Annotated in this window: 21 protein-coding genes and 1 pseudogene; 11 read left to right on the top strand and 11 right to left on the bottom strand. The window is 63.3% G+C overall.

The genetic code is table 11. The annotated features are described in order from the left end of the window. The first annotated feature begins 112 nt into the window (after positions 1–112). On the top strand, positions 113–793 hold the full coding sequence (locus FJW03_RS25245; RefSeq protein WP_226890466.1) for an Lrp/AsnC family transcriptional regulator: 681 nt from the start codon (positions 113–115) through the stop codon (positions 791–793). Between the two features lie 183 nt (positions 794–976). Here FJW03_RS25245 and phhA read toward each other — a convergent pair whose 3' ends face one another. After that, positions 977–1,813, bottom strand: a complete 837-nt coding sequence (gene phhA / locus FJW03_RS25240; RefSeq protein WP_140765333.1) for a phenylalanine 4-monooxygenase — start codon at positions 1,811–1,813, stop codon at positions 977–979. A gap of 138 nt (positions 1,814–1,951) precedes the next feature. Between phhA and FJW03_RS25235 the strand changes: the two genes are divergently transcribed. The 3 genes from FJW03_RS25235 (at position 1,952) to FJW03_RS25225 (ending at position 4,654) form a co-directional block, all read left to right on the top strand. Continuing rightward, positions 1,952–2,428 (top strand): Lrp/AsnC family transcriptional regulator, encoded by a 477-nt coding sequence (locus tag FJW03_RS25235; RefSeq protein ID WP_140609861.1) that lies wholly within the window; start codon positions 1,952–1,954, stop codon positions 2,426–2,428. 111 nt (positions 2,429–2,539) lie between these two features. Next, entirely contained in the window at positions 2,540–4,087 is a 1,548-nt protein-coding gene (gene bchE / locus FJW03_RS25230) for a magnesium-protoporphyrin IX monomethyl ester anaerobic oxidative cyclase (protein WP_140765335.1), read from the top strand. Between the two features lie 108 nt (positions 4,088–4,195). Further along, positions 4,196–4,654, top strand: coding sequence for a RidA family protein (locus FJW03_RS25225; RefSeq protein WP_140765337.1), 459 nt, complete (start codon positions 4,196–4,198; stop codon positions 4,652–4,654). 33 nt (positions 4,655–4,687) lie between these two features. On the opposite strand, the gene argB is transcribed toward FJW03_RS25225, so the two are convergent. Together argB and FJW03_RS25215 are read right to left on the bottom strand one after the other, a co-directional pair. Beyond that, a complete protein-coding gene (argB, locus tag FJW03_RS25220) occupies positions 4,688–5,581 on the bottom strand; it encodes an acetylglutamate kinase (RefSeq protein ID WP_140609858.1) in 894 nt (297 codons plus the stop codon). A gap of 146 nt (positions 5,582–5,727) precedes the next feature. After that, positions 5,728–7,224 carry an amidase gene (locus FJW03_RS25215; RefSeq protein ID WP_140765339.1) on the bottom strand — a complete coding sequence of 499 codons (1,497 nt, stop codon included), beginning with the start codon at positions 7,222–7,224 and terminating at the stop codon, positions 5,728–5,730. 214 nt (positions 7,225–7,438) lie between these two features. On the opposite strand from FJW03_RS25215, the pseudogene FJW03_RS25210 reads away from it, so the two are divergent. Then, a pseudogene (locus tag FJW03_RS25210) lies at positions 7,439–7,519 on the top strand (fasciclin domain-containing protein); the annotation flags it as partial. A gap of 198 nt (positions 7,520–7,717) precedes the next feature. Continuing rightward, the gene (gene msrB / locus FJW03_RS25205) at positions 7,718–8,221 is read left to right on the top strand and encodes a peptide-methionine (R)-S-oxide reductase MsrB (protein WP_140743914.1); all 504 of its coding nucleotides are present in this window, start codon (positions 7,718–7,720) and stop codon (positions 8,219–8,221) included. A gap of 115 nt (positions 8,222–8,336) precedes the next feature. Here the strand turns inward: msrB and FJW03_RS25200 are convergent, their stop codons facing one another. Next, positions 8,337–9,932 (bottom strand): DHA2 family efflux MFS transporter permease subunit, encoded by a 1,596-nt coding sequence (locus FJW03_RS25200; RefSeq protein WP_140765341.1) that lies wholly within the window; start codon positions 9,930–9,932, stop codon positions 8,337–8,339. Positions 9,933–10,004: 72 nt separating this feature from the next. Then, entirely contained in the window at positions 10,005–11,195 is a 1,191-nt protein-coding gene (locus FJW03_RS25195; RefSeq protein ID WP_140765343.1) for an HlyD family secretion protein, read from the bottom strand. 129 nt (positions 11,196–11,324) lie between these two features. Between FJW03_RS25195 and FJW03_RS25190 the strand changes: the two genes are divergently transcribed. Continuing rightward, positions 11,325–12,059, top strand: coding sequence for a TetR/AcrR family transcriptional regulator (locus FJW03_RS25190; RefSeq protein WP_140765345.1), 735 nt, complete (start codon positions 11,325–11,327; stop codon positions 12,057–12,059). 148 nt (positions 12,060–12,207) lie between these two features. Continuing rightward, positions 12,208–13,020, top strand: coding sequence for a tetratricopeptide repeat protein (locus FJW03_RS25185; RefSeq protein WP_226890465.1), 813 nt, complete (start codon positions 12,208–12,210; stop codon positions 13,018–13,020). A 101-nt stretch (positions 13,021–13,121) separates the two neighbouring features. Here the strand turns inward: FJW03_RS25185 and FJW03_RS25180 are convergent, their stop codons facing one another. From FJW03_RS25180 to FJW03_RS25165, 4 genes are all read right to left on the bottom strand, one after another. Then, on the bottom strand, positions 13,122–13,823 hold the full coding sequence (locus tag FJW03_RS25180) for a hypothetical protein (protein ID WP_140765347.1): 702 nt from the start codon (positions 13,821–13,823) through the stop codon (positions 13,122–13,124). A 186-nt stretch (positions 13,824–14,009) separates the two neighbouring features. Next, a complete protein-coding gene (yihA, locus tag FJW03_RS25175; RefSeq protein WP_140693955.1) occupies positions 14,010–14,669 on the bottom strand; it encodes a ribosome biogenesis GTP-binding protein YihA/YsxC in 660 nt (219 codons plus the stop codon). After that, positions 14,666–15,304 (bottom strand): CatB-related O-acetyltransferase, encoded by a 639-nt coding sequence (locus FJW03_RS25170; RefSeq protein WP_140693952.1) that lies wholly within the window; start codon positions 15,302–15,304, stop codon positions 14,666–14,668. The genes yihA and FJW03_RS25170 overlap by 4 nt, the downstream gene beginning before the upstream one ends. A 120-nt stretch (positions 15,305–15,424) precedes the next feature. Further along, positions 15,425–15,739 (bottom strand): hypothetical protein, encoded by a 315-nt coding sequence (locus FJW03_RS25165; RefSeq protein WP_140693950.1) that lies wholly within the window; start codon positions 15,737–15,739, stop codon positions 15,425–15,427. Positions 15,740–15,916: 177 nt separating this feature from the next. On the opposite strand from FJW03_RS25165, the gene FJW03_RS25160 reads away from it, so the two are divergent. The 3 genes from FJW03_RS25160 to FJW03_RS25150 are packed head-to-tail and all read left to right on the top strand — an operon-like array spanning position 15,917 to position 19,213. Continuing rightward, positions 15,917–16,381, top strand: coding sequence for a MarR family winged helix-turn-helix transcriptional regulator (locus FJW03_RS25160; protein WP_140765349.1), 465 nt, complete (start codon positions 15,917–15,919; stop codon positions 16,379–16,381). Beyond that, entirely contained in the window at positions 16,374–17,669 is a 1,296-nt protein-coding gene (locus FJW03_RS25155) for an HlyD family secretion protein (protein ID WP_140765351.1), read from the top strand. Before FJW03_RS25160 ends, FJW03_RS25155 begins: the two co-directional genes overlap by 8 nt. Next, the gene (locus tag FJW03_RS25150) at positions 17,666–19,213 is read left to right on the top strand and encodes a DHA2 family efflux MFS transporter permease subunit (RefSeq protein WP_140765353.1); all 1,548 of its coding nucleotides are present in this window, start codon (positions 17,666–17,668) and stop codon (positions 19,211–19,213) included. Before FJW03_RS25155 ends, FJW03_RS25150 begins: the two co-directional genes overlap by 4 nt. 200 nt (positions 19,214–19,413) lie before the next feature. Here the strand turns inward: FJW03_RS25150 and FJW03_RS25145 are convergent, their stop codons facing one another. Both FJW03_RS25145 and FJW03_RS25140 read right to left on the bottom strand, forming a co-directional pair. Beyond that, positions 19,414–21,387 (bottom strand): protein-L-isoaspartate(D-aspartate) O-methyltransferase, encoded by a 1,974-nt coding sequence (locus tag FJW03_RS25145; protein ID WP_140609845.1) that lies wholly within the window; start codon positions 21,385–21,387, stop codon positions 19,414–19,416. A gap of 147 nt (positions 21,388–21,534) precedes the next feature. Further along, a complete protein-coding gene (locus tag FJW03_RS25140; RefSeq protein WP_140609844.1) occupies positions 21,535–21,753 on the bottom strand; it encodes a hypothetical protein in 219 nt (72 codons plus the stop codon). Positions 21,754–22,073 lie beyond the last annotated feature (320 nt).

Genomic DNA, 22,073 nt, shown 5'->3' with positions numbered 1-22,073 from the left:
CTCGTGATTGACATGATTCGTGACGGACGTCGGACCTCAGTGCTTTCAGCCGCAAGGTCAACGCGGATCAGGTTTCGATCGTGCCCACCACAGCCGAAGCTGGTTCCCTCCGATGGACCGGCGTTTGTTACGTCTGACAGTCGGGTCGCAAAAAGAAGGGTTCTACCCGGCGAAATGCCGGATAATGGCGATCGTGCAGTCATTGCGTGCCTCGAGGCGGCATAGTGCCGGATGCCGTGCCCGGCACCGCCGGCGCGAGGATTGTCGTCGGGGCGGTTCAGCCGATAGGATCGTGCCGACCGATTTGACCGTTCCAGCGCCGACCGTACGAGAGGATTTGATTGTGGAATTGACCGAGAAGGACCGCCAGTTGCTCGCGCTGATGCAAAAGAACGCACGTGAGCCAGTCGCATCGTTGGCACGTCAGCTCGGCGTATCCAGGACGGCGCTGCAGGAGCGGATACAGAAACTCGAGGCGGGCGGCATCATCGAAGGCTATGCCGTGCGGCTGACCAAGGCGGCGGCCCAGAATTCCGTCCACTGTTTCACCTTCGCCGCCCTGAACAACAAGAGCTATCCTGACGTCTCCAGAAGGATCAGGGCGATGCCATCGATCCAGGCGGTCTTTGCCATAACCGGCGAATGGGACCTGATCATCCACCTTGCCGCCGACACGCTCGAGAAGCTGAACCGGGAGGTCAATGCCGTCAATGAAATCAACGGCGTCGTTAAAACCGCTTCCCATGTGGTGATGGAAACGAAGTTCAATCGCAACATCTACGCAGACGGGTAAGACAGACGGGGTAAGACAGAGGGGGCAGGACAGACGGGCGTCGCGCCAACGGTGGCATTCACCGGCGCCGCCGAAGCCTCCAAGAAGCCGTCCGCGGCATACCGGCGGCCGAGAGAAGGATCGGCCGACCGGGAAATTGTGCCGACGTGATGTCACCTCGGCCGGTCAGATCCGGCCCAGGGACTATACTGTCGCCGGGTCGAGTGCGGCCTCGCCCTTGCGGCGCGCGACGATCTTCCCGAAATCCGCGGTCTGGAAGGCATCGCGCAAAACGTCGAAGGACGGCAGCACGAAATAGGCGCGCTGGAACTTGTCGATCTCGTAGCCGGTGCGCATCACCGTTTCGAGATCGAAGGGCACATGATGGGCATCCTTGCTGTCGACAGCGAACTGCAATTCGGTAAAGGACGACATCAGGCCGGCGCCAAAGGCCTTCAGCGGCTGGCCAGCCTCCTGGATCAGGCCGTATTCGGCCGTGTACCAGTAGAGCCGGGTGATCATCTCGTCGCCGCCGAGCGCGATGATATCGCCGGCCTTCTTGCCATACATCTGCATGAAGTCGGCGAATACCGGCTGCGACAGCACCGGCACGTGGCCAAAGAAATCATGGAACATGTCGGGCTCGACGATGTAGTCGAGCTCCTGCCTCGTGCGCAGCCAGTTGGTGACCGGGAAGCGGCGATTGGCGAGATGATCAAAGAAGGGCGCGGCCGGAATGAGCCCCGGCACGGCGACGATCTCCCAGGCCGTGAGCTTGCGCAGCTTGGCGCTGACGTCCTCGAAATCGGGGATGCGGTCGAGCAGGCCGAGCTTCTCGACGCCGTCGAGGTAGGAGTGGTGGGCGAGCTTGCGCGTCAGTTCGGTCTGGCGGTCGCACAGCGTGCGCCACACCGCCTGTTCCTCGGCGCTGTAGTCATAGCCCTGCGCCACGGTGAAATCGGCACGGCAGACCGAATAGTCGCCGCGCAACCCCTGCGCCGCGCACTCGCGGGCATATTCGGCAACGCTCATCGTCGTCATGGGTTTTCTCCTCACAAAGCATGAATGGCGAACGTGCCCGAGATTAATGGCATTTCCTGAGGCAAATCGGTTTTGATGATGGATCGAACGGCGTATTCTGGATAATATTCACTCGACTAGCGCCTATAAGGAGTGAAAATGCCTCAATTCGACGATTTCGAGATCAAGATGCTCGATGTCCTGCAACGCGACGGACGCAAGCCTGTCTCCGAGCTGGCCCAGGAGATCGGCCTGTCGACGACGCCGTGCGCGCGGCGCTTCGAAGCGCTGCGGGATGCCGGCATCATCAAGGGCTTCGCCGCGGTGATCAGCCGGCGCGCGGTCGGCCTGATGGTCGAGGTGTTCATCCAGGTGCGCCTCGTCAGCCACAGCGACGGATCGCCCGAGAGCTTCATTGCCGCGGTCCAGCGCATGGACGAGGTGTCGTCGTGCTGGACGATGACCGGCGATCATGACTTCCTGCTGCATGTCATGGTGCCGTCGGTCGACGACCTTAACGCCTTCGTCATGCACCGGCTGATGCGGCTCGACGGCGTGCGCGACGTCCACACGCAACTGGTGCTGCAGAACATCAAGGAACCCGGCCACGTGCCGCTCGGGCATCTGAAGCGCTGACGCCGCTTCCGGCTTTTTGCGGAAAAGCTGCACGCAAACTGCTGGGATCGGCCCATTCGGCGCCCGGCGCGCCGGCCAGCATGAACGGACCAACCACCGAGGAGGTCCGTCATGAAAATCGTCCTGATCAACCCACCGCACACCGCCATCGGCAGCCGCGTGCCGGACGACCATCTGCCGCCGCTCGGCCTGCTGGCGATCGGCGGTCCGTTGATCGATGCCGGTCATGACGTGCGGCTCGTCGATGCCGAATTCGGGCCGATGCCGCTCGATATGGCGGTGCGCGACGCGCTGGATGACCACCCCGACTTCGTCCTGATCGGCCATTCCGGATCGACCTCGGCGCACCCGACCGCCCTACTGATCGCCGGGATGATCAAGCAGCGCGAACCCGCCACCATCATCATCTATGGCGGCGTCTTCCCGACCTATCATTGGCGCGACATACTGTCGGCGACCGACGTCTTCGACTTCATCGTGCGCGGCGAGGGCGAGGCCACCGCTGTGGCGCTGGTCGAGGCGCTGGAAATGCACCAGCCGCCGGCAAGCGTGGCCGGTATTGCCTTTCGCGATGATCTGCGCCGGCCCGTCGCGACACAACCGGCGATGACGATCACCGAGCTCGACGCCTACCGCGTGGGCTGGGAGCTGATCGAACACCCCAAGTACAGCTATTGGGGCGGAAAGCGCGCCGTGGTCATGCAGTTTTCGCGCGGCTGCCCGCATCTGTGCAACTATTGCGGCCAGCGCGGCTTCTGGACCCGCTGGCGGCATCGCGACCCCGTGAAGTTCGCCGGGGAGATCGCCTGGCTGCACCGCGAGCACGGCGTCGAACTGATCAATCTGGCCGACGAGAATCCGACGGTTTCGAAGAAGGCCTGGCGCGCGTTTCTGGATGCGCTGATCGCCGAAAACGTGCCGGTGCTGATCGTCGGCTCGACCCGCGCCGACGACATCGTGCGCGACGCCGACATCCTGCATCTCTACCGCAAGGCCGGCGTCATCCGCTGGCTGCTCGGCATGGAAAACACCGACGAGCAGACGCTGCAATTGATCCGCAAGGGCGGCAGCACCTCATCCGACCGCGAGGCGATAAGGCTGCTGCGGAAACACGGCATCCTGTCGATGGCGACCTGGGTGGCCGGCTTCGAGGACGAGGGGTTTCGCGACCTCTGGCGCGGCTTTCGCCAGCTCATCGCCTATGACCCCGACCAGATCCAGGCGCTTTACGTGACGCCGCACCGCTGGACGCCGTTCTTCAGGATCGCCGGGGATCGCAAGGTGATCCAGCTGGATGCGCGGCTGTGGGATTACAAGCACCAGGTGCTGCGGATGACGCGACTGAAGCCATGGATGCTTTTCTTCAGCGTCAAACTGATCGAGCTCGCGGTGCAGTCGCGGCCCAAGGCGCTGGCACGCATCCTCTTCCATAGGGATCCCGAGCAGCGGCACTCGATGCGCTGGTATACGAAGATGGGCCGGCGCGTGTGGTTCCGGGAGGTCTGGGGGTTTCTGGTGACGGACCGCCGGACGAAGGATGGTCCGACACTCGCCGCGTTCTGGGGCGCGCCGCAGGATGGCGAGGAAGAATCAATGGCAGTTCGGCGACCAGCGCGAAAAGTGGCGGCACCTGTCGTTGCGCAGTCGCGCAGCGCTTGAGCGGTGCCTCTTCCGCGTTCTGCCGCCGGAGGCCGAACCGATACTGGCAGTCGACGGGCAACGCGCTAACTCTGCAATTGGGCCGCTGGCTACCGGCAGGAGAAAGCGATGAACCTTGTCACGCACAAGAAGATGAAGGGTGACCGGCTGATGCCTTGGGGAAAAGGCACCGTCGTGACGGGAGCCAAGGGGTATGTCTTTCTTGCCGGCAATACGGGCACTGCCGAAAATTACGATCCGGCCAGTGGCAAGGGCGGCGCCGTTGGTGACGCAACGGCGCAATGGCGCTCCATTCTGACGAACATCAAATCGGATCTGGAAGAGCTCGGCAGTTCGCTCGAACACCTCATCAAGATCACCCAATACGTCACGGGCCCATTCCCCAACGGAGGTGCCCTCAGCTCGCCAAATTTTCGGTTGGACGTGATGGATGAATTTTTCGCCGAGCACTGTCCCAAGCATTGCAGCTACAACAATCCGCCGCCGTCGGAGGTGATCGGAGTCGCCGCACTCGCCCATCCCGACCTTGTCGTCGAAATCGTGGTGGTCGCGGCCCTGCCGGATTAGGCGCGTGTGAGCCAGCGCTGTCGCCGCACCACCTCAGGGCACGATCAGCGTGCCGGCACCGTGCTCGGTGAAGAGTTCGAGCAGCACGGAATGCGCGGTCTTGCCGTTGAGGATGACGACGCCCTCGACACCGCGCTCGATCGCTTCGATGCAGGTCTCGACCTTGGGGATCATGCCGCCGGAGACCGTGCCGTCCTTGATCAGCGCCCTGGCCTCGGCGACGGTGAGCTCGTCGATCAGCTTCTTGTTCTTGTCGAGCACGCCGGGCACGTCGGTCAGGAACAGCAGGCGAGAGGCCTTGCAGGCGCCGGCGATGGCGCCGGCGAAAGTGTCGGCATTGATGTTGTAGGTGTGACCGTCGCGGCCGGGCGCCACCGGCGCCAGCACCGGGATCATCTCGGAGCGCGCCAGAAGGTCGAGCAGCGTGCGGTCGACTTCGACCGGCTCGCCGACGAAACCGAGATCGAGCACCCGCTCGATGTTGGAGTCCGGGTCGATCATGGTCTTGCGCGCCTTTTCGGCGAACACCATGTTGCCGTCCTTGCCGCACAGGCCGATCGCCCACTCGCCCTCGGCGTTGATCAGGGCGACGATTTCCTTGTTGATCGAGCCGGCCAGCACCATTTCGACGATCTCGACCGTCTTCTGGTCGGTGACGCGCAGGCCGCCCTCGAATTTGGATTCGATGCCCATCTTGGTCAGCATGGCGCCGATCTGCGGCCCGCCGCCATGGACGACGATCGGATTGACGCCGGACTGCTTCAACAGAGCAATGTCGCGGGCGAAGGCCTTGCCGAGTTCGCTGTCGCCCATGGCGTGGCCGCCATATTTCACAACGACCGTCTTGTTCTCGTAGCGCTGCATGTAGGGCAGCGCCCGCGACAGGAGGGCGGCCTGCATTTCGGCGGTGGCGGCGACGTCCGTCATCGGCATGGTTCCCGGTTCTGGTTGTGCATGTCGTTGTCCCAAAACGCTGGGCCCTTTTGGCGGCATGCACTGGAAAGACGGCGGCGTCTTAGCGGGAATTGATGCCGGTCGCAAATGGCATTGCTGTCACAATGACGAAATCGATTTCACGATGGCTTCATCAGCGGCGCGCGACGCTTCAACCAGCCCGAAATCTTCTCCATCTGCGCTGCTAGAGACAAAAGCGTCTCTTCGTCGCCTGGGCGCCCCATCGCCTGGATGCCGAGCGGCAGGCCGGCTTCCGTCACGTGGACCGGCAGAGCGATCGACGGCTGGCCGGAAACATTCTGGATTGCCGGCCAGTGGGTGAACCACAGGCTCTTGTCCATGAGCTGACCGAACAGGGAGTCGATTTTGAGCAGCGGCGTGAGATGCAGCTTGTCGAGAAGGTTTTCGATCAGCTCATCGGCGCCCTTCGGGTCCATGGCGCCGCAGACAAGCGGCGGGTGGGCTATGATGGGCATCAGCACGGCGTCGTATTGCGCGGTTTCCGCGATCAGTTGCCGCGAGGCGGCGTGCAGCCGCTGCAGGCCGGCATAGGTCTCGCCGGCCGAGACCATTTCGCCCAACCGGCCGAGCACCCGTGTGGTGCGCTCGATGTCGCCGCTGACGGAGCGGCCGACGCGCTGCGCTTCCGCCCGCAGCATGCCGGCTACGGCGGAAGCGACCGTCCTGCAGAAGTCGGCGAAGAAATCGCGGCCGATGAAGGGCAGTTCGATATCCTCGACCGTGTGGCCGCCTTCGCGGGCGAGCGCGACCGCCGTGTCGAGTGCCGCAACCGTCTCGGCCGAGATCGGCAGGCCAAGCGGCGACTTGCGATACACGGCCAGCCTGAGCTTGCCGGGATCGCGCGCCGCGGCGGCGGCGAATGTGCCCTTCGGCGGCAGCGCCGCATAGGGCGACAAGGAGTCTGGACCGTGGGTGAGGTCGAGCAGCAGCGCGCAATCGCGCACCGAGCGGGTAACGGCATGGTCGACCACCATGCCGTACCAGCTTTCGCTCACCAGCGGCGTCAGCGGGATGCGGCCGCGCGAGGTCTTGAGGCCGACAAGCCCGGTGCAGGCGGAAGGCACGCGGATCGAGCCGCCGCCATCGGAAGCATGCGCCGCTGGCACGACGCCGGCGGCGACCAGCGCCGCCGAACCGCCCGACGAGCCGCCGGTGGTGTGGCCGATGTTCCAGGGATTGCGCGTGATGCCGAAGGCTTTTGATTCGGTCATCAGCCGAAGCCCGTGCTCCGGCGATGTCGAGGTGACGATCGGGATCAGCCCGGCGGCGAGGTAGCGCTCTGTCATCGTCGAATTGAAGTCGGGCACCCAGGCCGGAATGCGGCTGCCGCCATGTGACGGCACGCCCTCGATAGCAATGCCGAGGTCCTTGATGGCAAAGGGTACGCCGGCCAGCGGCAACGAGCGGTCCGTGGTTTTCGCTCGTGCCCGCGCCGCATCGTAGAGCGGCTCGGCCGTCGCGTTGATCTCGGGCCGGGTGGCCTCGGCGCGAGCGATGGCCGCTTCGGTCAGTTCGATCGGGGACAGGTCGCCCTTGCGCACCAGACCAGCGAGGCTGGTTGCGTCTTCCTCCCAAAGGATCCGTTCGATCGACATCAGCGTTTCCCCGCTCCCGCCAAGCTAGCCAGTGGCGATTTACTTGGCAATTGAAGCCGGCGCCGAGACGCCGGAACTTTAGGCGCACGGGATATTCGCGTAGATTCGCCAGCCTTTTGCTCGCCGGTACGATCGTTGTCTCCGCGCTTGCCACCGCTGCCTATACCCAAAACCCGATGGTTGGCGGCGCGGCCATGTGCCAGCAAGACCATCAGCCGATGTGACGATCGCCGATGTCGAACAGTCCAACGGCGTCATCCACGTCATCGACAAGGTTTTGCTGCCGAAGATGTAACAAAGGACTTGCTGCCGACGAAGTCGCAGCAAGAGCTCTCGTCGATTGCCTGGTCCCGCTCCCGGGATCGGCAACCGGCACGCGCTCCGCGCCGTTCATTTCGAACGGCGCGGAGTTCGTTCGGGAGTGGACCGTCACCCGCTTTTGATTTCCACGTGGCGGCGCGGTCTGGCAAAAGGACAACAGGAGGAATTGGTGATGAACCGTCGCGACTTTCTTTTGAGCGGCGCCGCCGCCATCGGCATCGTAGGAGCCGCGGCGACAATGCTGCGCATGGGCAGCCCGCAGCCCGCACGGGCCGCAGAAAAGTTCGAGGTCACCAAGACCGACGACGAGTGGAAGGCCATCCTGTCGCCGGCCGCCTTCGACGTGCTGCGCAAACAGGGCACGGAGTATCCCGGCACCAGCCCGCTGCTCAACGAGCACCGCAAGGGCATATTCGCCTGCGCCGGCTGCGACCTGCCGGTCTATCCCTCCGAGACGAAATTTGATTCCGGCACCGGGTGGCCGAGCTTCTGGCAGGAGATTGCCAATGGCATCGGCAAGACCGAGGACCGATCGCTGGGCATGACCCGCACCGAGGTGCACTGCCGCCGCTGCGGCGGCCATCTGGGCCATGTCTTCGACGATGGCCCGGCGCCGACCGGTCTGCGCCACTGCATCAATGGCGTGGCGCTGACCTTCAAGCCCGCCACGGCCTGACAATACCCCCTGAAGAAAGAAAAAACTCCGGGCTTGCGGCCCGGAGTTTTTGCGCGGTCAGGGTTTTCGGGCGTGGACTGGAGGAGCTTCCCGAAACCGCTGCCCACATACTGATTCAGTGCCCGCCGCCACCACCGCCACCGGGCGCGGCCGGCTTCTTGATCAGCATGGTGAACAGGCCAAGCGTCGCGAACAGCACCGTCAGCAGGTAGAACACATCCATGAAGGACAGCAGCGCCGCCTGCTGATGGACCATGCCAGACAGCTTTGAGATCGCGGCACTGGTGGCGTTGAGGCCAGTGCTCTGCTCGAAGTTGAGCGTCATGTTCTGCAGCTTGGTCTGCGCGGCCGCACTGCCCCACTGCACGTGCTCGGCGAGCCTTGCGTAGTGGAAGGCATTGCGGTCGATCAACACGGTGTTGATGATGGCAAGGCCGACCGCGCCGCCCAGATTGCGGGTGAGGTTGAACAGGCCGGACGCGTTCTTCAACCGGTCGGGCGGCAAGGTGCCGAGCGCGATGTTGTTGATCGGCACCATGCACAGCATCATCGAGCAGCCGCGCAGGATCTGCGGGATGAGCAGCTCATAAAAATCCCAGTCGGCGGTCAGATGCGTCATCCACCATGTGCCGGTGGCGAAGCCGAAGAAGCCGATCATCATCATCAGCCGCAGGTCCATCTTGCTCGACAGGAAACCGGAGATCGGCGCGGTGACGAACATGGCCAGGCCGCTGACGAACAGCGCTTCACCGATCATCATCGAATCGTAACCGCGGATGCGGCCGAGAAACACCGGATAGAGATAGGTGAGCCCGTAGAGACCGATGCCGATGACGAAGGAAAACAGCGAGCCGAAGGCGAAGTTGATGTTGCTGAACGCCTTGAGGTCGACGATCGGCTCCTCGGCGGTGAAGACACGCCAGAAGAAGATCGCCGCGCCGATGGTCATGACGATGGCGCAGATAAACACGGCCTGGTCCTGCAGCCAGTCATTGTTCGGACCCTCTTCCAGCACATATTCCATGCAGCCGAGAAAGGCCGCCATGCCGGCCAGGCCCCACCAGTCGAACTTGTTGAACAGTTTGAGGTTGGGCTTGTCGAAATCGATCAGCGACCAGGCCGCGGTCGCCACCAGGATGCCGGGCACGACATTGACCAGGAACAGCCAGTGCCACGAAAAGGCGTGACTGATATAGCCGCCGACGGTCGGGCCGATGGTCGGCGCCAGCGTCGCCACCAGGCCAATCATCGGCGACACGATGGCGCGGCGCGAGGGTGGGAAGATGGTGAAGGCCGCGGCAAAGACGCTCGGGATCATGCCGCCGCCGATGAAGCCCTGCACGGCGCGATAGACGATCATCTGGTCGATGTTGGTGGCTGTCGCGGCAAGTGCGCTGGCCGCGGTGAAGCCCGCCGCCGCGACGGTGAACAGCACGCGCGTCGACAGCATGCGGCTGAGGAAGCCGGAGAGCGGAATCATCACCACCTCGGCGATCAGGTAGGCGGTCTGCACCCACGGGATCTCGTCGGAGCTGGCGCTGAGGCCCGCCTGGATCTCGGCCAGCGAGGCCGAGACGATCTGGATGTCCAGGATCGCCATGAACATGCCGAACACCATCGCCAGGAAGGCGATGACGCGCCGGGTCGAGATCGTGTCGGGAACGGCCGGCCTTGCCGGCAGCGATCCTGCGGTGATGGTTGCGGTTGCCATTTCCTGAGCCTCCTTGAGGCAGGCCGGGCGGCGCGGCGCCTGATCAGCCGCCGGGCCGCCCTCCGAAAGCGCTTAGTTGCTGGTCGTGCTCGGCGCCGTGCGGCTGTCGACGGCGACGACAACGCTGAGCCCGGCGCGCAACTTGCCGGTCTTCAGGGCATCGGCCGGGACGTCGATGCGGACCGGGATGCGCTGCACCACCTTGGTGAAGTTGCCTGTGGCGTTCTCGGGCGGCAGCAGCGAGAACACCGCGCCTGACGCCGGAGCCAGTGACGAGACGGTTCCCTGGATAGGCTTGCCGTCGATGGCGTCGACCGAGATATTGACCTTTTCGCCGGGAACCAGCCGGGCAAGCTGCGTCTCCTTGAAATTGGCGACGATATAGAGCTTGTCCATCGGCACGACGACGGCGAGCTTCTGGCCAGGGCTGACAAGATCGCCCTGCTCGACCGAACGGTTGCCGACAATACCGTCATAGGGCGCCTTGAGCACGGTGAAGGACAGGTCGCGCGCGGCCTTGTCGTGGCTGAGCTGCAAGGATGCGAGCGTGCTCGCCGACTCGGCGCGCTGCGCCTCGAGCACGCCGATATTGGCCTGGGCGGCTGCGATCTGCGCGTCGGCGCCGACGAGAGCGGCATTGGCCTGGTCGAGCGCGGTCTGGGCGTCATCCAGCTGTGCCTGGGTGCCGACATGCGTCTTGACGAGTTGCGCGGCACGCTGCTGGGCACGGGCGGCATTGTCGGCGGCCGCCTGATCGGCGACCTTCTGTGCTTGAGCCTGCTGCAGGGATGCCTGCGCGGCCTTGGTCTGTGCGTCGATGCGGTCGAGCGTCTTCGACAATGTGGCGATCTGCGCCTCGGCCTGCCCGACTGCGATCTTATAGTCGCCATCGTCGATCGTCAGCAGCGGGTCGCCGGCCTTGACCACCTGGTTCTCGCTCACCTTGACCTGATCGACATAGCCGGAAATCTTGGGCGAAACGAACGCCATGTCGGCCTGGACATAGGCGTCGTCGGTCGTGATCATGAAACGGCCCGTGGTCCAGTAGTCGTAGCCGTACCAGGCGCCGCCGCCGAGCAGCGCAAGGCCAATGATCGGCAGCAGGAAGGAGCGCGCCGAGCGCTTCTTCTTGGCCGGAGCGTCAGCCGCCGGCGGCGGTGCGACGACCGGCTGGACAGGAATCTCCGGTGCTTCCGTCGCCGGCGCGACCTTGGCATTGGGGAAAGGGCGGACTTCGGCAGTGGTTGGCGCGTTCGAGGACATGACATCTCTCTAAAATGAATAATACTGAACCGTTCGGTTCGATCCGGCCGTTGACATAGCGCGAAAAGAGGACCATATCAAGGGGCAATCGAACCGGTTGGTTCGAATTATTTTCGAGGTGCGACTTTCATGGCCGAGACAACACCTGACGCCGAAAACCCTGACGCCGAGAACGACAAATGCGGCGACCTGTTGGAGAGCCTGCGCCGTGGCCGCCCGGCGGCTGGACAGGATCCGGTCAAGCGGAGCCAGATCATCGATGGCGCCCGCCGTGTCTTCATCGACAAAGGCTTCGAGGCTGCGTCGATGAACGACATCACACGTGAAGCCGGCGTGTCGAAGGGCACCATCTATGTCTACTTCGCCAACAAGGAAGAGTTGTTCGAGGCGCTGATCGAGGAAGAGCGCGGCACCATCTTCAAGAACATGTACGACATGCTCGACCGTGCCGACGACCTGCGCCAGACGCTGGTGAAGTTCGGCAAGGTGCTGTCCATGAAGATCACCTCGGCCAAGGTCATCCAGGCGCAGCGCACGGTGATCGGCGCTTCCGACAGAATCCCCGACATGGGCGCGCGGTTTTACGAGCGTGGCCCCAAACGCGGCCATGACAAGGTCGTGACGTTCCTCAATGCAGCCGTCGAACGTGGCCTGCTCCAGATCGACGATGTCGATCTTGCCGCCTATCAGTTCACCGAGCTTTGCCTGGCCGGCCTTTTCCGGCAGTGCATCTTCGCCTACCGGACCAAGGCTCCGAACCAGGAAGAGATCGACCGCATCGTCAGGTCGGGTGTCAGCATGTTCCTGAAGGCCTACGGCACCGAAAAGCTTGCCGAGGAAGAAAAAAACTCACATTCGCCCTGACATGACGCTCCGAACGGCCCTCCAGTGGCCGATTTTTCGTGGAAGCCGGCTTGACCTCAAGGCGCTGAGCGTCAACGTCTGGGGAACCGGGCCGAACGGATCATTCCGCGGGAATGATTCTCGTTCGCGAGCGTGAAGGCAGATCGGGATGGGCGATCCGAAGCTCCAGGGTCAGATGCGACGCATCGTGGCGGACTTCAACGCCGGTCGCCACGAGCAGGCACGGCTGCTCTGCGAGGAGGCTCTTCGCCAGACTGCGGACGACCCAGCTCTCAACCACCTTCTGGCTGCCGTTCTTTTCGCCAAGCGAGAGATATCGGGAGCCCGCACCCATATTCATGCAAGTCTGGCGATCAGGGCCGACAACGCAGCCGCTCAATTGCTCGCCGGCCGCTTGGCGCGGGCGGCACGGGATTTTGACCAGGCGCTGTTCCATCTCTCACGCGCGGCGGAATTGGCGCCCGACGCTGCCGTGCTTATCGAGCAGGCGCGAACGCTCGATGAGGCGGGCGACCGGACCCAGGCGCTCGAGGCGTGGCGGCAGGTGACACTTGCCGATCCCTCGTCGGCGGAAGCGGCAGCGCGTCTGGGCCGCATGCTGTTCGAGGACGGAATGCCTGCCGATGCGGCACCTTTGCTGGAGCGGGCGGTGAACGGAAATGCGCCCGCATCGACATGGTTCGACCTCGCCCTTGTCAGGCAGGATCTGCATGATCATGTCGGGGCAGCGGCCGCCTATCGCAAAGCGCTGGAGATACGTCCCGACGACGCCGAGGCGGCGGTCAATCTGGGGATAGCGCTGCAGGAAACGGCCGATATGGACGCCGCGATCGATGCCTATCGGACGGCCTACAAGCAGCGCGCCACAACCTTCGGCATCATCGCGATGGCCTTGACGTCAGCGCCGCACGGCAAGCTTTGGATCGATCGCGAAGCGTTGAAGGGCTTGCTTGGCGGCTAGGGCAATTCCAGGAAAGTGCGTCGCGGTTTTCCATCCGCAATTGGGTAAAGACAAGGAATAGAGCAGGTCGCATGCAGAGCGGCTGCACTCGGATCGGGACTCTAGCGGGCGCGTTTTACGCGAAACTGCTTCCGGTAGACGCCGGGTTCGGCAAGAACATCGGCAACGGTTTTTTCGTAGGAAGCCTTGCGGACGGCATCGAAGCTTTCGAAGACGAGTTCGGGCGCGGCGCGCGGCACGGGAAAGCATTGTGCAACCGGCGTGCCCTTGGCCAGCACGCCGGAGAAACCCTGGTCGGTCCAAATTGCCGGGAAGTTGATGCCGGCGTCCTGGAAATGATCCGCATCGACAACACCAGTCACCAGGCGGAAAGGAAGATCATCGCGGTTGACCGGATGGGTGGCGAACAGGGACCAGCCGTCCTCCAGCTCGATCGTCCAGAAACTGTTGAATTTTATGGCCGCCAGCCCATTCGAGAACGGTGCGCCGGCGAGCTGTTCGGCGACATGGAAGCTGAGCGGCGAACGCGGATGGCCCATCGTTGACGGCTCGGCGATGTCCCACCGCCATTCAAAGGCGCCGTTCTCGACTGTCACATCGCACGGCAGCAGGATCATGAAGCCGTGTGTCATGGCATCGACGAAGGGAGGACACTGCTTTACCGTCCGAATCTCTCGCCCATGGATCTCCGAAAAGGCTTTCGGAGGCATCTTGCGGAGCCAGTCAGGCAGCACGCCGCGCGCTGGAACCGGCCGGGGCAGCGTCTCGGCAAGCGCGGGATCACAACGAAAAACGATACGCATCCGGTTCGCCTCACATGGCGCTGCGATGTTGACGGATCGCCAAGGCGCGGTCAACGGATGCGCGTACGACGTCTAGAGCATGATGCCGAAAAGTGTGAAGCGGTTTTCGGACGACATCATGCTCTAACTTTTTGATTTAGAGACGGACTCAGATTTCAGGTCGACTCGACCTGAAATCATCCGGCTCTAGCCGCCATTGGCCGCGAGCACGATCGCGGCCTGCAATTCCTCAAGGCCTTCGCCCTTTTCCGATGATGTCGCGAGCACGAACGGAAACGCCGCCGGACGCTTCTTGATCTTGGCCAGCGTCTCCTCGATCAGCCGCGGCACGCCGGCAGCCTTGATCTTGTCGGTCTTGGTCAGCACGATCTGGTAGGACACCGCCGCCTTGTCGAGCAGCGACAGCACCTCGTCGTCCTTGGCCTTGATGCCGTGGCGGGCATCGATCAGCACATAGACCCGCTTCAGCGTGACGCGGCCCTTGAGGTAGTCGAAGACCAGCTTCGTCCATTCGTCGACCTTCTCCTTGGGCGCGGTGGCATAGCCGTAGCCAGGCATATCGACCAGCGCCATCGGCGGCAGGTCGGCGCCCTCGCCCGAAAATCCATCCGGCACGAAGTAGTTGAGCTCCTGCGTTCGCCCCGGCGTGTTGGAGGTGCGCGCCAGCCCCTTCTGGTTGACCAGGGCGTTGATGAGCGAGGACTTGCCGACGTTGGAGCGACCGGCAAAGGCGATCTCGGGCGGGCCTTCCGGTGGCAGGAACTTCATCGCCGGCACGCCGCGAATGAAGATCCACCCGCGCGTGAACAGGTCGGTGCCGATCGTGGTGCTGTTTTGAGTGTTCAAGCTGCTGTCTCCAGAAGAGAGATGTCGGCGCCCCGGATGGCATCGAGATTGCGACTGATCTTGTCCACCGGCCAGTCCCACCATGCCAGCGCCAGCAACCGCCTGATCGTTCTGTCGTCGAAACGCATCTTCACCACCCTGGCCGCATTGCCGGCGACGATGGCATAGGGCGGCACATCGTGCGTCACCACCGATTTCGCGGCGATGATGGCGCCGTGGCCGATTTCCACGCCGGGCAGGATCACCGCCTCCATGCCGATCCAGACATCGCTGCCGACCACCGTGTCGCCGCGTACCTCCTTCGACCATGTCGCCGGGTCAAAACCCTGTTCCCAGCCATGGCCGAAAATGTTGAACGGATAGGTCGAAAAGCCAGACATGGCATGGTTGGCGCCGTTCATGATGAAGCGCGCGCCTTCGGCTATGGCGCAAAACCTGCCGATGATGAGCTTGTCGCCGATGAAGGGATAGTGGTGCAGTACGCATTTTTCGGCGAATTTGTCCGGCCCGTCCGGGTCGTCATAATAGGTGTAGTCGCCGATCTCGATGTTCGGCGTCGTCACCAGCGGCTTCAGGAAACCGACGCGCGTGTGTATCGCGATCGGGTGCTTGATGTCGGGGTTGGGTCCGTTCATGTCGGTTCGTCCGGGAATTGGCGGACAGGCGCATCCGGAAACGGAGATGCCGGTCAAAATAACGTGATCCGCCCTATAGCACCAATCGGCCGGGGAGCGAGCCTTCGTTGGCGGACAAGCTCATTTGTTGCCGCGGCAGATGACGATCGGATTGGACAGCGCGCTGTCGAAACCGCTGCCTTGGTAGATGGTGACGTTGGCGGCGCCGGGCGGCAACATGAAGGTGCCCTCGACCACTTTCTGATCGCCCGATGTCGTGTGGAGATCCCAGCTAAACGTGCAGAATTGCTGGGGCGCCTTGGGTTCGACGTGGCTGCAGTTCAGCTGTGCGCCACCCAGCATGGCGGCACCGCCGCAGCTGACCGCCTCCTTTGCCACCGCCGCGCCCGGGCACCCGACGAGAGCCGTCACGGCTGCGATGCTGATCCAATTCATCGTCGAAACCCTTGCCGGAAAATTCTTGCCGCCTGGGCGCCTTTGGCGCGCCTTGACCCATGCAATTTTTCTTCTGCGCGGTCTAATCCGTCTTGCGCCCGCCGTCCAGCAGGATTATGTGCATGATGATAATAAGCATGCTCACTAAAAGTTGTCGGCAGACCCTGATCTCCTCCCATGTCCTCCTCCTCCAATATCAGCTTCGTGCTGCACGATGTCGCGCGTCTGCTTCGAAAGCGGTTCGAGCAGCGTTCACGCGCATCGGGGCTGACGCGGGCTCAATGGCAGGTACTGGCCTATCTTTCGCTGCATGAAGGCGTTCACCAGAACAAGCTCGCCGACTTCATCGAGATCATGCCGATCACACTCGCCCGGTTGCTGGACAAGATGGAAGCCCGGGGCTTCATCGAGCGCCGGCCCAATCCAGCCGACCGCAGGGCCTGGCTGCTTTATCTGACGCCGCAGGCCCATCCGCTGCTCGAGCTCATGCGCGGCAACGGCCAGAAAACACGAGACGAGGCCTTCGCCGGCCTTTCGTCGGATGCACGGCAGCATCTGCTGCAAACCCTAAGCTTGATCAAATCCAATCTGCTCGCGGCTTGCGCCCAGCCAGCCGTCGACCGGGAGAAAGTACATGGCTGAATCAACATCACCCAAGAAGCCTGCTGACAAAGAAGGTGTCGGCGAAAGAGCCAGCGACCAGGTCATCCGGCTGGACAGCGAGCGCGAACAAAGGCGCGGCAACGTCGTCATCGACAATGACGAGCTGGAAGCGCCGGTCGCCCTGGAGCCGGCGGCGCTCGAGGCTCCGTCCAGGGAGCCGCAGCCACGGCAGGCCCCGGTCGCGGCTGTCGCTCCCGGGCCGGTCAAGCCGAGGCGCGGCCTGACGCGGCCGGTGCTCTTTGCCTTGCTGCCCGTCGCGCTGGTGGTCGGCGGCTATTACTATGTCACCGGCGGCCAGGTGATGACGACCGACAATGCCTATATCCAGGCCCAGTCGCTCGGCGTGTCAACCGACGTCTCCGGCACCGTGCAGGAAATCGACGTGCACGAGAATCAGGCTGTGAAGAAGGGTGACGTGCTCTTCCGTTTGCGGCCGGCTTCTTTCGAAACCACGCTCGCCGCCGCCCAAGCCCAGCTCGGAACCGTGCGCAACCAGGTGCTGACCTTGCAGGCGAGCTACCAGCAGTCGCTGGCGCAGATCGAGCAGGCCGAGGCCGACATTCCTTATTACGAGGCCGCCTTCCAGCGGCAGCAGAATCTGCTCAAGACCTCCACCGCCTCGAAGGCGTCCTTCGACAGCGCCCAGCACGACCTCGTCGCGGCGCGCCAGAAAGTGTCCGTTGCCAAGTCACAGGCTCAGGCCATGCTTGCCCAGCTCGGCGGCGACGCCAACCAGCCGGTGGAGAAGAACCCGTTTTACCTGCAGGCTCAGTCGGGCGTCGACGATGCACAGCGCAACCTCACCGATGCCGTGGTCAAGGCTCCCTTTGACGGCATCGTCACCAATGTCGATGCGCTTCAGGTCGGCAAGTATCTGCCGGCTTCGCAGCCGGCCTTCAGCCTGGTTTCGTCGACCGATCTGTGGATCGCGGCCGAGCCCAAGGAAACCGAGCTGACCTATGTCAGGCCGGGACAGACGGCAACGATCAGCGTCGATACCTATCCGGGTGCCGTGTGGCACGGCACGGTTGCCTCGATCAGCCCCGCCTCGTCGTCGAGCTTCTCGCTGCTGCCGGCCCAGAACACCACCGGCAACTGGGTCAAGGTCGTGCAGCGCATCCCGATGCGCGTGGCCGTGGACGATATCGGGGGCAAACCGCCGCTGCGGGGTGGCATGAGCGTCGTGGTCGATGTCGACACCGGCCATGCGCGCGGCCTGCCGGACTTCGTCACCAACCTCCTGAAGAGCTTCGGACAAAAGTCATGACCAGCGCGGCCGCTACGGGAGGCACACCGGTGGTCGCCAATCGCGGCGCCATCACAGCTTGCGTGATCCTGGCCGTCATCATGCAGGCGCTGGACACGACCATCGCCAATGTGGCGCTGCCCTACATCCAGGGCAGCGTCTCGGCGAGCGCCGACCAGATCAACTGGGTACTGACTTCCTATATCGTCGCGGCCGCGGTCATGACGCCGCCCTCAGGCTACCTTGCCAACCGTTTCGGCCGCAAGCGTATCCTCTTGACCTCGATCACCGGCTTCGTGGTCGCCTCGGTGCTGTGCGGTTTCGCGCAGTCGCTGCCGCAGATCGTCGGCTTCCGCCTGCTGCAAGGCCTGTTCGGCGCGGCCCTGGTGCCGCTGTCACAGAGCATCCTGCTCGATATCTACAGCGTGGAAGAGCGCGGCTCGGCGATGGCGCTGTTCGGCGTTTCGGTGATGGTCGGGCCGGTGCTGGGCCCGGTCATCGGCGGCTGGCTGACCGAAAATGTCAGCTGGCGCTGGGTGTTCTACATCAACGTGCCGATCGGGGCGCTGGCCTTCGCCGGCGTGTCGATGTTCGTCCTGGAAACGAAGCTGGACTTCAAGGCCAGGCTGGACTGGCTGGGCTTCGGCATGCTCAGCATCACCATCGCGGCCCTGCAGATGTTTCTCGATCGCGGCGAGCAGCTCAACTGGTTCTCGTCATCCGAGATCATCGTCGAGGCGCTGATCTGCGCGTCCGCCTTCTATATCTTCCTCGTCCACACCTTCACCGGCCGCAACACCTTCGTGAACCCGAGGCTCTTCCTCGACCGGAATTTCGCCGTCGGCATGGTCTTCATCTTCATCATCGGCATCACCTATCTCGCCTCGCTGGCGTTGATGACGCCTTATCTTCAGACGCTGATGGGATATCCGGTGGTAACGGCCGGCATCGTCATGGGCCCACGCGGCCTCGGCACCATGGCGTGCATGTTCCTCGTCGGCCGGCTGGTCGGCAAGGTCGACACGCGCTGGCTGCTGTTGACCGGCCTGCTGGTCACCGCTTGGGCGATGTACGACATGACCGGCTGGACACCCGACGTGTCGCAATGGACGATCGTCAGCACCGGCTTCATCCAGGGCGCCGGACTGGGCTTCCTGTTCGTGCCGCTGACCACCATCACCTTCGCCACGCTGGCGCCGGAGCGGCGCGCGGAAGGCACCGGGCTCTACAATCTGTCGCGAAATATCGGCTCCAGCGTCGGCATATCGGTCGTCACCGCTCTGCTGACGCAGAACGTGCAGATCAACCATGCCAACATCGCCACCTATGTGACGCCCTTCAACCAGGCGTTCGGCAATCCGGCGATCGCCCAGGCGATGAGCCCCTACACCGCCGCCGGCCGCGCGGCGCTGGACGGCGTGGTGACGCTGCAGGCGACGATCATCAGCTACATGAACGACTTCAAGCTGATGATGATCCTGTCGCTGGCCGCTATTCCGCTGGTGCTCCTGCTGCGCAAGCCCGGGACGCCGGCCAAGATCGACCACAGCGCCGTCATGGAGTGAGGCCAGGACCCGGCTGATTGCGTCGGGGTATCGCGCGGCGACGAATTGACAGCCTTTGGAAGCGCACAAGCAGTCACGCCGCGCGCGTGCTTTTCAGTTTCGCCGATCACGGGAACAGATGCCCGCCCCCCAAAAAAGCCCGGACGGAACCAGGCTTTTTCGACAGGACCCGCCAATGCACTGGAATGAAGTTCCGGACCTCAGATGCCGAAGGGGAATGTATCCGGTACCTTGCCGGTGCTGTCGGCCGACATGGCGAGCGGCGTGACCGCGGACGTTCGATCGAACCAGACGAAGGCATCGAATTGGAGGGAGACGGACGAGTCCATGTAATGGCTGAGCCGTTCGGTCTCCGGCCGGTAGATGACGCCGATATAGCGTTCCGGCCTCGGCGCCGCCAGATCGGCGCCGAGCTGGCCATGGCGCCCAAAATCCAGCAGGAACGAAGGTTTGCCGCTGTCGTGGCACATCCGCTCGAAGCTGTGCGGTAGCGAAGGATTCACATCCTTCACCTCCATCTCACCGTCCCAATCCGAGGCGCAGGCGACAGTACCGGTATCTGTTCCGAAGCCGATCAGCGCCGCCCGGGCACCGAAGCGTTCCCGGCAGAGCTGGCCGATGTTGAGCTCGTCGCGGACAGTGCCCATATCGGTATGCCGCGCATCGCCGATATGCGAGTTATGCGCCCACACCACGGCCTTCGAATCCGGTCCTTGCGCTTCGAGAAGCTGATCGAGCGTTTCGAACATGTGCCGATCGCGGAGATTCCAGGTCTCGGCGCCACCATAATACATCACGCGGTAGTACCGCTCGGCCGATGCGACCAGACGTGCACTCTGCTTGGCGTCGAGGAGATCGCCGTCGCCCTCCGCCATGGATCGTTCGAACAGATCCATGCACTGCCGCACGACGGCCTCTTCGCAGGTTCTGTAGCCCGGCCGCAGCGCCGCGCGTCCGTAGGTGGTGGGCTCGTTCTGCCAAGGCATCAGACAGCCATAGCGCTCGCGCGCGACCGCGGCCGCTTCGGGATCGACCTTTTCCAGGTAGGCAAGCACCGTGGCGATCGAGCCGCTCATATTGTAGAGATCCAGTCCGTAGAAGCCTGCTTTCCGCGCATGATCGGGCACATCCCGGTTGTATTCACGCAGCCAGCCGATGAATGCGGCCACCTCGGTGTTGCGCCACATCCAGGTCGGGAAGCGCTGGAAAGGCGGCTGCGCATCCGACTGCCGTTCCTCTGCGCGAACATATCGATTGATCTGCGCGGCATCCGGCCAGTCCGCCTCGACGGCCACGATGGTGAACCCGTGTCGCTGGAGGAGGCGCCGGGTGACCGCCGCGCGCGCACGATAAAATTCCGAAGTGCCGTGGCTGGCTTCCCCGAGCAAGACGACGCGCCGGCTGCCGAACCGGTCGAACATCGCGCCGAAGGCCGGATCGTCGATCGGCGGCAGATCTTCGGCCGCCCGCGCGATTTGCTGCGGCAATGGAGGAGGGCGTACCTCGCGCGCCGACCGCGTGCTTTCTTCCTGCCCGCCATGCTCGCCGATCAGCGGCACGAACATGACACCGCCGAGGTCCTCCTCCTCGAACTTGTTTGCCGCAATCCGCGTCAGCCGAACGAGCCGCTGGGAGTAAGGGTCTTCACCGACCGGAATGATCAGCCTGCCGCCGATCTCCAACTGCTCCTGCAAGCCGAGGGGAATGGATTTGCCGGCGGCCGCGACGACGATAGCGTCGAAGGGTGCCTTTTCCTGCCAGCCTTTCGTGCCGTCGCCGACCCTGACCTCGACGTTTCGGTAACCCGCGGCATTGAGCCGCCGCTCCGCCTGTTGCGCGAGCGATCGGTGCCGCTCGATGGTGAAAACGTGTTCAGCAAGTTCGGCCAGTACGGCTGCCGCGTAGCCCGAGCCGGTGCCGATTTCCAGCACGCGATCGGTAGCCTCGATCTCGGCCATCTCAGCCATTTTCGCCACGATGAAGGGTTGCGAGATCGTCTGTCCGCTGCCGATCGGCAACGGGCTGTCCTCATAGGCGAATTCCTCAAAACCTTCGTCGACGAATTGCTCCCGCGCGACCCGGCGCACCGCATTCAGAACCCGCTTGTCACGCACACCCCGGCGCGCGATGTGCGCCTCCACCATCCGATGCCTGGCGTGCTCGAAATCCAGCATGACAGCCTCCAATCAGGCGGTTGATCGGGTCGACGTGACGTTATTGACGAGCGAACTCATTTCCGCGGTATCCGCTCTCCCGGCTTCCGGCCCCGGACCATCGCTGCCGGTCTTCCTCTGCAGGCTCGACGCCGGTCGTGCCGGCTCTTATTCATTGGTTCGCCCGGTCTGACGGGGATTGACACCGCCTTGCGGTGTGGTGTCGTTTTCGACATCTCCCTCAAAAGTGTTTTCGCCGTCCAGTTCCTCGTCCTCGTCGAGAAGATTGCCACCTTTGATCGTGCCCCTGGAGGCGCCAATGCCGGGATTCTGCTTCAAATCCTTGTCGGTGACCTTGCGTGTCTTTGGGTGAATGTTGCTGCTCATCGGAATGCCTCGCTGCAAGTGGCATGTGATGAGGTCGATCCGCTGCACTGCCTTGAATTTTAACGGGCGCGTCGACCTGATCCTCCCACGCGGGAGCTTTTAGGGAGCCTTGTGCGCGAACTCTTGAACGCAGGATAAGTTCCATACGGACAATCCGGCAGTAGCGAGGTTCGATTTGCGGTAATGAGGGGGAGGCGAGGAAGATGCCGGCTCGGTCCCTTGTCCCCATCGCTTGCCGGGCCACGGCGTCGCGCGCTGCATCACTGAAACTAAAGGCTGAGCCCTGTAGAACACAGGACCCAGCCATCAAATCTGCTCTG

The organism is Mesorhizobium sp. B4-1-4 (assembly GCF_006439395.2).
GTDB lineage: Bacteria > Pseudomonadota > Alphaproteobacteria > Rhizobiales > Rhizobiaceae > Mesorhizobium.
The sequence above is the reverse complement of the archived record's forward strand: the minus strand, read 5'-3'. Positions and strand labels throughout refer to the sequence as shown.

Coding starts and splice junctions, on each gene's coding strand:
- FJW03_RS25245 (WP_226890466.1), top strand. CDS start 113: ATGGACCGGCGTTTGTTACGTCTGACAGTCGGGTCGCAAAAAGAAGGG.
- phhA (WP_140765333.1), bottom strand. CDS start 1,813: ATGACGACGATGAGCGTTGCCGAATATGCCCGCGAGTGCGCGGCGCAG.
- FJW03_RS25235 (WP_140609861.1), top strand. CDS start 1,952: ATGCCTCAATTCGACGATTTCGAGATCAAGATGCTCGATGTCCTGCAA.
- bchE (WP_140765335.1), top strand. CDS start 2,540: ATGAAAATCGTCCTGATCAACCCACCGCACACCGCCATCGGCAGCCGC.
- FJW03_RS25225 (WP_140765337.1), top strand. CDS start 4,196: ATGAACCTTGTCACGCACAAGAAGATGAAGGGTGACCGGCTGATGCCT.
- argB (WP_140609858.1), bottom strand. CDS start 5,581: ATGACGGACGTCGCCGCCACCGCCGAAATGCAGGCCGCCCTCCTGTCG.
- FJW03_RS25215 (WP_140765339.1), bottom strand. CDS start 7,224: ATGTCGATCGAACGGATCCTTTGGGAGGAAGACGCAACCAGCCTCGCT.
- msrB (WP_140743914.1), top strand. CDS start 7,718: ATGAACCGTCGCGACTTTCTTTTGAGCGGCGCCGCCGCCATCGGCATC.
- FJW03_RS25200 (WP_140765341.1), bottom strand. CDS start 9,932: ATGGCAACCGCAACCATCACCGCAGGATCGCTGCCGGCAAGGCCGGCC.
- FJW03_RS25195 (WP_140765343.1), bottom strand. CDS start 11,195: ATGTCCTCGAACGCGCCAACCACTGCCGAAGTCCGCCCTTTCCCCAAT.
- FJW03_RS25190 (WP_140765345.1), top strand. CDS start 11,325: ATGGCCGAGACAACACCTGACGCCGAAAACCCTGACGCCGAGAACGAC.
- FJW03_RS25185 (WP_226890465.1), top strand. CDS start 12,208: ATGGGCGATCCGAAGCTCCAGGGTCAGATGCGACGCATCGTGGCGGAC.
- FJW03_RS25180 (WP_140765347.1), bottom strand. CDS start 13,823: ATGCGTATCGTTTTTCGTTGTGATCCCGCGCTTGCCGAGACGCTGCCC.
- FJW03_RS25170 (WP_140693952.1), bottom strand. CDS start 15,304: ATGAACGGACCCAACCCCGACATCAAGCACCCGATCGCGATACACACG.
- FJW03_RS25165 (WP_140693950.1), bottom strand. CDS start 15,739: ATGAATTGGATCAGCATCGCAGCCGTGACGGCTCTCGTCGGGTGCCCG.
- FJW03_RS25160 (WP_140765349.1), top strand. CDS start 15,917: ATGTCCTCCTCCTCCAATATCAGCTTCGTGCTGCACGATGTCGCGCGT.
- FJW03_RS25155 (WP_140765351.1), top strand. CDS start 16,374: ATGGCTGAATCAACATCACCCAAGAAGCCTGCTGACAAAGAAGGTGTC.
- FJW03_RS25150 (WP_140765353.1), top strand. CDS start 17,666: ATGACCAGCGCGGCCGCTACGGGAGGCACACCGGTGGTCGCCAATCGC.
- FJW03_RS25145 (WP_140609845.1), bottom strand. CDS start 21,387: ATGCTGGATTTCGAGCACGCCAGGCATCGGATGGTGGAGGCGCACATC.
- FJW03_RS25140 (WP_140609844.1), bottom strand. CDS start 21,753: ATGAGCAGCAACATTCACCCAAAGACACGCAAGGTCACCGACAAGGAT.